The organism is Dendronalium phyllosphericum CENA369 (assembly GCF_016056275.1).
GTDB lineage: Bacteria > Cyanobacteriota > Cyanobacteriia > Cyanobacteriales > Nostocaceae > Dendronalium > Dendronalium phyllosphericum.
In genome coordinates this window covers 1-6,310 of record NZ_JAECZA010000144.1, presented here as the reverse complement: position 1 = coordinate 6,310, position 6,310 = coordinate 1, and the positions used below count along the sequence as shown (strand labels likewise).

Annotated in this window: 4 protein-coding genes and 1 pseudogene; 1 reads left to right on the top strand and 4 read right to left on the bottom strand. The window is 44.3% G+C overall.

What is annotated here, in order from left to right; all coding sequences use genetic code 11:
• Positions 1–400, top strand: a pseudogene (locus I8752_RS20970) (ISNCY family transposase); the annotation flags it as partial.
• A gap of 54 nt (positions 401–454) precedes the next feature.
• On the opposite strand, the gene I8752_RS20965 reads toward I8752_RS20970, so the two are convergent.
• From I8752_RS20965 to I8752_RS20950, 4 genes are all read right to left on the bottom strand, one after another.
• Positions 455–2,758 (bottom strand): COG1470 family protein, encoded by a 2,304-nt coding sequence (locus I8752_RS20965; protein ID WP_214434223.1) that lies wholly within the window; start codon positions 2,756–2,758, stop codon positions 455–457.
• A gap of 263 nt (positions 2,759–3,021) precedes the next feature.
• Positions 3,022–5,229 (bottom strand): WD40 repeat domain-containing protein, encoded by a 2,208-nt coding sequence (locus I8752_RS20960; RefSeq protein WP_214434222.1) that lies wholly within the window; start codon positions 5,227–5,229, stop codon positions 3,022–3,024.
• A gap of 450 nt (positions 5,230–5,679) precedes the next feature.
• On the bottom strand, positions 5,680–5,823 hold the full coding sequence (locus I8752_RS20955) for a hypothetical protein (protein WP_214434221.1): 144 nt from the start codon (positions 5,821–5,823) through the stop codon (positions 5,680–5,682).
• A gap of 132 nt (positions 5,824–5,955) precedes the next feature.
• Positions 5,956–6,310, bottom strand: a 355-nt coding sequence (locus tag I8752_RS20950; protein ID WP_214434220.1) for a transposase, incomplete at its 5' end; no start/stop codon positions are given.

The window sequence follows — 6,310 nt, the reverse complement described above, 5'->3', positions numbered from 1 at the left end:
ATATGAAGCAGGTACTTTAGAGCCAGGTATTTCTCATTTCTTAAAGATTACTCGTAGTTATTGGTCTGGACTTTTTCATTGTTACGATGTTCAAGGTTTACCTCGAACTAATAATGATCTTGAACAAGCTTTTGGTGTTTTGCGACATCATCAACGTCGTTGTACTGGTCGTCAAGTCGCTTCTTCATCAGTTGTAATTCGAGGCACAGTCCAATTAGCTTCAGCCATTGCTACTGCAATTCATTCTTTTACATCTCAAGATTTAGCACAAGTTTGTGTTCAGACTTGGCAACAATTACACTCTGATTTACGCCAACATCAACTTACTCGTATTGAACAGCTTCGATTCCGTCGTAATCCTCAAGCTTATTTGACAACTCTTGAGAAACTACTTGTCTAGCAAACTTTGCGGTTCTAGGCTTTTTTTTACTTTTGCCTTGTCGGGTGAGTATTATCATTTAAATCTCTTTATTGACAAGGGAGGTAATAATAGAGGTCTCTGATTATTCTGTGCCGGAGGTGGCAAAACAGGGATTCCTCTTGGAGGATTGGTACTTGGAGGACTAATATTAGTCGGCTTCGGAGGTGGTTTTGGCGTATCAACTTGGAGCAAAAACGCACGTTTAACCGATTGACCTTGTTCGGTTTCAGCTGTGAGGATAATTTCAGAGAGATTTGTGGTCGCTTTAAATGTCCTAGAACCGCTGGCTGGGACATCACCTAAAGGTTCGAGTTTAACTTTGACACCATCCCCCTGTACCTGCCAGTTGAGAGTCACAATTTGTCCAACTTTCAAGAATATTGAGGGATTCGTCTCTGAACTTTGATTATTGAGCGTAAAGTTGATAACTCGCAGGGGTGTTGGCTTTAACTGGACTTGAATTGCTTTGGAGGGTGGCGATTGTTTTTGACTTCCACTAGATACAGGTTGAAGGCTAATGGCATAGTCGCCTGGTTTAGCCGGAAGCCCTATATCTACGTTGGAACAACTCAATGTCTCGTTGACAGGAGGTTGACATTGCTTCGTTAGTTCCAAAGGAATTTGTTTTTGAAAATCATAAGTCTTGAGGAGCGTTGGTTTACCCTCTTTGAGTTGACCGATAACCTGAAGCTGACTGAGTTGACTAAAGTTCTCGATTTTCCAACTCAGGGTTAAGGGTTTCCCTTTTTCTAGTTGAGACTGGCGTGCTGCAATGCTTGATACCTGCGGCAGTGGCTGAGGTTGAATTACGACATCCAGTTTTTGCTGAATCAGCTCTTGTGCTGATTTTGCCTTAATCTGAAGTTGGAAGGTGTATGCTCCCGCTAGTCGCGCACCTGTATCGACATTGGTACAGGTTAAATTGCGATCGCCATCGCTAATTTGGCAATAACGCTTCAATTCTGTCGGTACGCCTTGACGAAAGTTGTAAACTTGCGGACTGCTCGCAATTCGATCTTTGGTTGCAGAAATCACCAGCTGTTCGAGCCGATCTGAATTCGCGATCGTCCAGTTTAGACGTACCCTGCCTCCCTCCGTATAGCTAGCGCTATCCGGTTTGAATTCTGCTAAGATTGGCGGGGGAACGGGTTTAAAGAACATAAACCAAATCAAAAAGCCGAGTCCCGACAATGCACCAACCCCTGCCAGCAGCAACAGCAAAAACTGCCACCAAGGGCGTGCTTTCCAGACTAACAACCCCATCGGTAAGTTTTCTGGTGTCGGTAATGCTTGAAGGTCATGAAGATTGATTTGAAACGGTAGCTCTAAGCCATATCCAAAGAGAGGCCGTCGCCATTTATGCTTGGGATAAACGGTTAGATTAATCGTTGCTGTTTCGCCAATCAACAAATTCACAGAAGACGGACTGCACACATAGGAGCACGACTCCGTTTCATCGCGGCTGCTAGCACTTACGGCTAATTCTCGAATTGAATTTCCATGATTTGTCAGCGTGAGTCGATACTGCCCCGGACTGTGACTGACTTTTCCTAGAATAGTCTCCAGTTCAGCACTCAGGTGAAGTTTTGGCTTTACCTCTAAATACACCAGATCCAAAAAGACCTGCTCTGGGGCATTATCAGAAATTAGCTGTAGAGTCGGTGAATAGCGACCAGCAGGCATATCTGGTGGATAATGGAACTCAATGATGATTTTGCCTTGGCTTCCAGGATTCAGCTCCAAACCATCAGTACTGGAAACGACACCTAAATCACTCAGTTCGTTGTCAGGATATCGAATTGTGAACCACGTTTTATCCAAGTCAAGACAATGGAGCCGAAACCGATCCACTCGATTGGAGTGATTGTTAACGATTACTGATAGCGTCTGGTGCTGGTTGGGCTGAATTAGTAAGGGCTGAGTGGGACTAGTTGCTGGGCTAATTGAAAAGGTAAGCTTTTCTGACCGTGTAACAGTTTGTTCTTTGACTAGAACTTCAAGAGAGCCTGGGTAATGAATCGGAGTCTCTTCTGGATAATGCTCTGGGGCATCTACTACTACTGTGTAGGGATAACTTCCTGGTAGAGCGTCTCTTGGAATATCAAAGACTAGGCTGACTTCGCAAGCTTGTTGCGGGTCAAGAGTGACCCGCTTTCTCGGAGATGGACACCAGGGCAACAGGGTCTGAGCCGTAGGATCGACAAACACATCAATTGCGGCTCCCTGCTCGCCTTGATTAATCAGACTGATGTTAAGAATAACGCTCTCCCCTGGAAAACCCTCTAGGCGGGTGGGAGGATTCAGTATAACTTTGAGTGGTGTTATAAGATTCAACATCTCTACAGCGTCTTCAGTAAAGGACTATTAGTCTGGCATGTGAACTTTGCTCGATTAATAGCAGCTAGAAAAAATCTTCTCCCCCTGCCTCCACCTGTCATTTTTTGGTTGACAGAGTACTATGGCGGTGGTAGGGATTTCTAAAAAAATATCCTATCGCTTTGGCGAGCAGGGGGAGCAGGGGAAGCAAGGGAAGCAGGGGGGAAGAATTTCACAATTGAGTAATTTAATTTCTGGAAGTCCCTAAACTCAGTTCTTCCGCTTTATTCATCTGGGTTAAAGCGATAGAGGCGAACTCGTGCATCAGCACAGCCACTGGCAATCCAAACCCCCTGCTCATTAGCAATCAAGTCTAAGGAAGTAATCCTGCTGGGCAGGGTTGCGATCCGCTTCGGTTTTTGAGTCGGATCGGGAGTGACCTTTGCAGTCAAACGCCAGGCCAGGATCTGACCATCATCGCCTGCACTCACGAGCCATCGTCGATCTGGAGTAAATAAAATGCTGCGAACCGATGTTTTTGAGACTTGCCACCTCGCCCGTTGTTCGCAGCTTTGCTGAGGGAGCTGCTCTTTAGGCGACCCCTTTGGCGCTGGTTTCTGACATCGACTTAAGTCCCAAAGAGTAACGTAACCATCAGAATCAGCGGCTGCTAGGATGGGAGTATTGGGTGCAAAGTTGACATCCCAGAAAAAGTCATTTTCTCCACGATTTTGAGCATTCTCTGAGAGCCTGAGCTGCCGAGGTTGCGAGTTTGCGACATCCCACAAGACAAGCCGCTTAAACTGTCCGGCACTCACAAGCATCTTTTCATCTGGACTGAGTGCTAAAGACCAAGCTTGATATGCGAAGCGATTGGGTACTTGCAAAACCTTGGCAGGCTTTGAGTCAAAACGGACATCTCCCGGTCTTTGCCAACTGCGAATAGTTCCGCTGCCATAGCTAGCGTATAGCGTTAGAGAGTTGCGAGTAAACATCAAATCCAGAATGCGATCGCTTGTTTGGTCTTTGGGGTCTTTGAGTGTATAAAGTCCTTTGCCAGTATTGATATCCCAGACTTGAACGGTTCCATTCTCTAGACCTGCAAAGACCTGATTATTTTTCACCGGAACTAATGCTAGCGATCGGATTGCTTGCTGAGTAATGGCGAGAAGTCCCTTGGAAGATTTAGGTTGAGCGTCGGTGCAGGTTTTGGCTAATGTCTCCTTGCTCAAGTTACCCTGGGGGGTTAGCGTTCCCCATTCTGTCACGCCCCAAGTCCTAATTGAACAATCGTCTGAGGCACTCATTACCAATGGCGATCTGCCACTCGTACCACTGAGTCGCACGGCATTAACGCCAGCCAGATGAGTGATAGGCGTTGGTCTAAATACAACGGCTGCAATGATCGAGAGCAATGCCAGTAATAACCATAGGGGTACGATCGGGAAAACCTTTAAGAACAAAATCTGGGTTGCTGGATCGCTACTCCCTAATCTTGGGTCTGATAGCCAAGGCTTGAGTTCAAACTTGAGTTTTTGCGACCAGCCAATCCAGGGACGACGGGGAGAGATAATTAGGTTTGTAGAAGTGATTTCTCCCAATGGCAAAACGGGTTTTTCTGGACTAACCTGAATTTGGCATCGTTTTGCGTCTTGACCTCGGACTTCTAGATCGAGGGTTTGCAATAGATTACTATTATTTTTAAACAATAATTGGAAGGTAGCACTACGCGATCGCCAATTCGGCAACCAAGGTGCTTTAGCTGGGATACGCTGTTGCTGAGGCTGGACTTCAAACTGCATGAACCCAACGGGCAGAACTTCTAAAATCCCTTGTGCTTCAAAGGTAGAACCTACATGACTTTTAGCAATTATAATAAAGCGATAATCGCGGCTTGGAACTCGATCTGCTCTAGGGGGCTGACATTGGAAAGTTGTGGTTGTCTCTCCATTAGCGGGAACTTCTATATACCGTTCAGAGCTACCAACTAGCCAGGATGACTCCAGTTGTGTACACTGCAAGCGCACTTGTGAAGGCTGCGAGCCGAGATTCTTCACATTTACAGGAATATCCACGATGTTACGAGGATAAACTTGAAACCGCTCGGTAGGTAGTCCGACCCGTAGTAGGTTTAATTCGCCGCTAGGTTCTAACGTTAACCGCAGAACTAATCGTCGTTCTTCAGAGAGCTGGGGCGAAAAAACCCGCACCGTTAGATTGACGATCCCGACGAAATTAGGGATGGGAGAGTCTAAAATCTCAACTTGAAAATCAGTGCGATCGCCGGGTGATTTAGCTGTAGATACATCTGGAGAAAGGCGATACCAGTTACTCTGCTCGCCTGCTCCCGCCGCTTTAATTTCAAGTTGAAACGACGCAAATTGATTACTGCGGTTGATCACCGAAACACCAAAACAAACCGATGATCCGCCGGGGCGAAAGGCTATATTCTGCGCGCTCAAGCTAGCATCAATAATTGAACTGGCAAGCATAGGCAAGAAAAATATTTGAGCTATTTAATATTGAATAACAACTTTGATTAGAATAGATACGACTTCTGTCTAATTCCCTGAGGCACTTTTACAAGCAGGGAAAACGCATCTTATTTACTATAGCTGGGGACTGGGGACTGGTGACTGGTGACTGGGTGAAAAGTCTTTTTGTGTCTAGGTTTGATCGTCTGTTGATGTCCTAACACTACTGGCGACGGCTATAATAAAAACTCAATCAAGTTTCCCCATGACATATATAACTGTAAAAAATAATAAAATTAATCAGCAAACTAAATCAACAATATTTCAAATTTATAACTTATATTATCTTCATATAGTTCGCTCTTTTTTAATAGCCAAACTCCTGATTTATTGGAAAGTTTTAACCATGTTTGCATACAAAGCTAAACTTTAACAGAAAATATTAATTTATAGTTTTGACATACTGGTTTAAGCCAATGCTAAAACTCTTGCTAAATATTTATCATCCATTGCAGCCAAAAACTGTTTATTTTTCATTTTCAGTTTGACGCGCTTATCTTTACCTAAAATATTGACTGCCAGATGTAGATTGGGTTGAGGAACGAAACCCAACCTCCAAGACCTTGATTAGGTTTGGTTGCGTACACTACGGGAACCAAGCTACAACCCAACCTACGCATCTACCCATTTGTCGCATTCTTTTCGGAAATTGGTATGATATCATGTTCGGTAAATCACTTACGATTAAGCCCCAATTTTAATCCACCAGTGAAAACCAGTTAACCCTTGAATCAAATCTTGCTGTTGAAGCAAAGATTGACAGCGATGAAATAAAATTTCCTCCAAATCATCAAGTGTCTCAAATGTTTTATTGGCAATTGGTTCATCAACCAAAGTCCACAATCTTTCTGCCGGTTGTAATTCGGGTGAATGAGATGGTAAAAATGTTAAATGCAGTCCTTCTGGAATCTTTAAATTCTTGCTGGTATGCCATCCAGCTCGGTCAATAGCTAAAAGAATGCGTTTATTAACGCCTAACTCAAATTCCGAGGCAAAATCAGCTAAAACCTGATTAAATAGTTCAGTGTTGACATAAGGG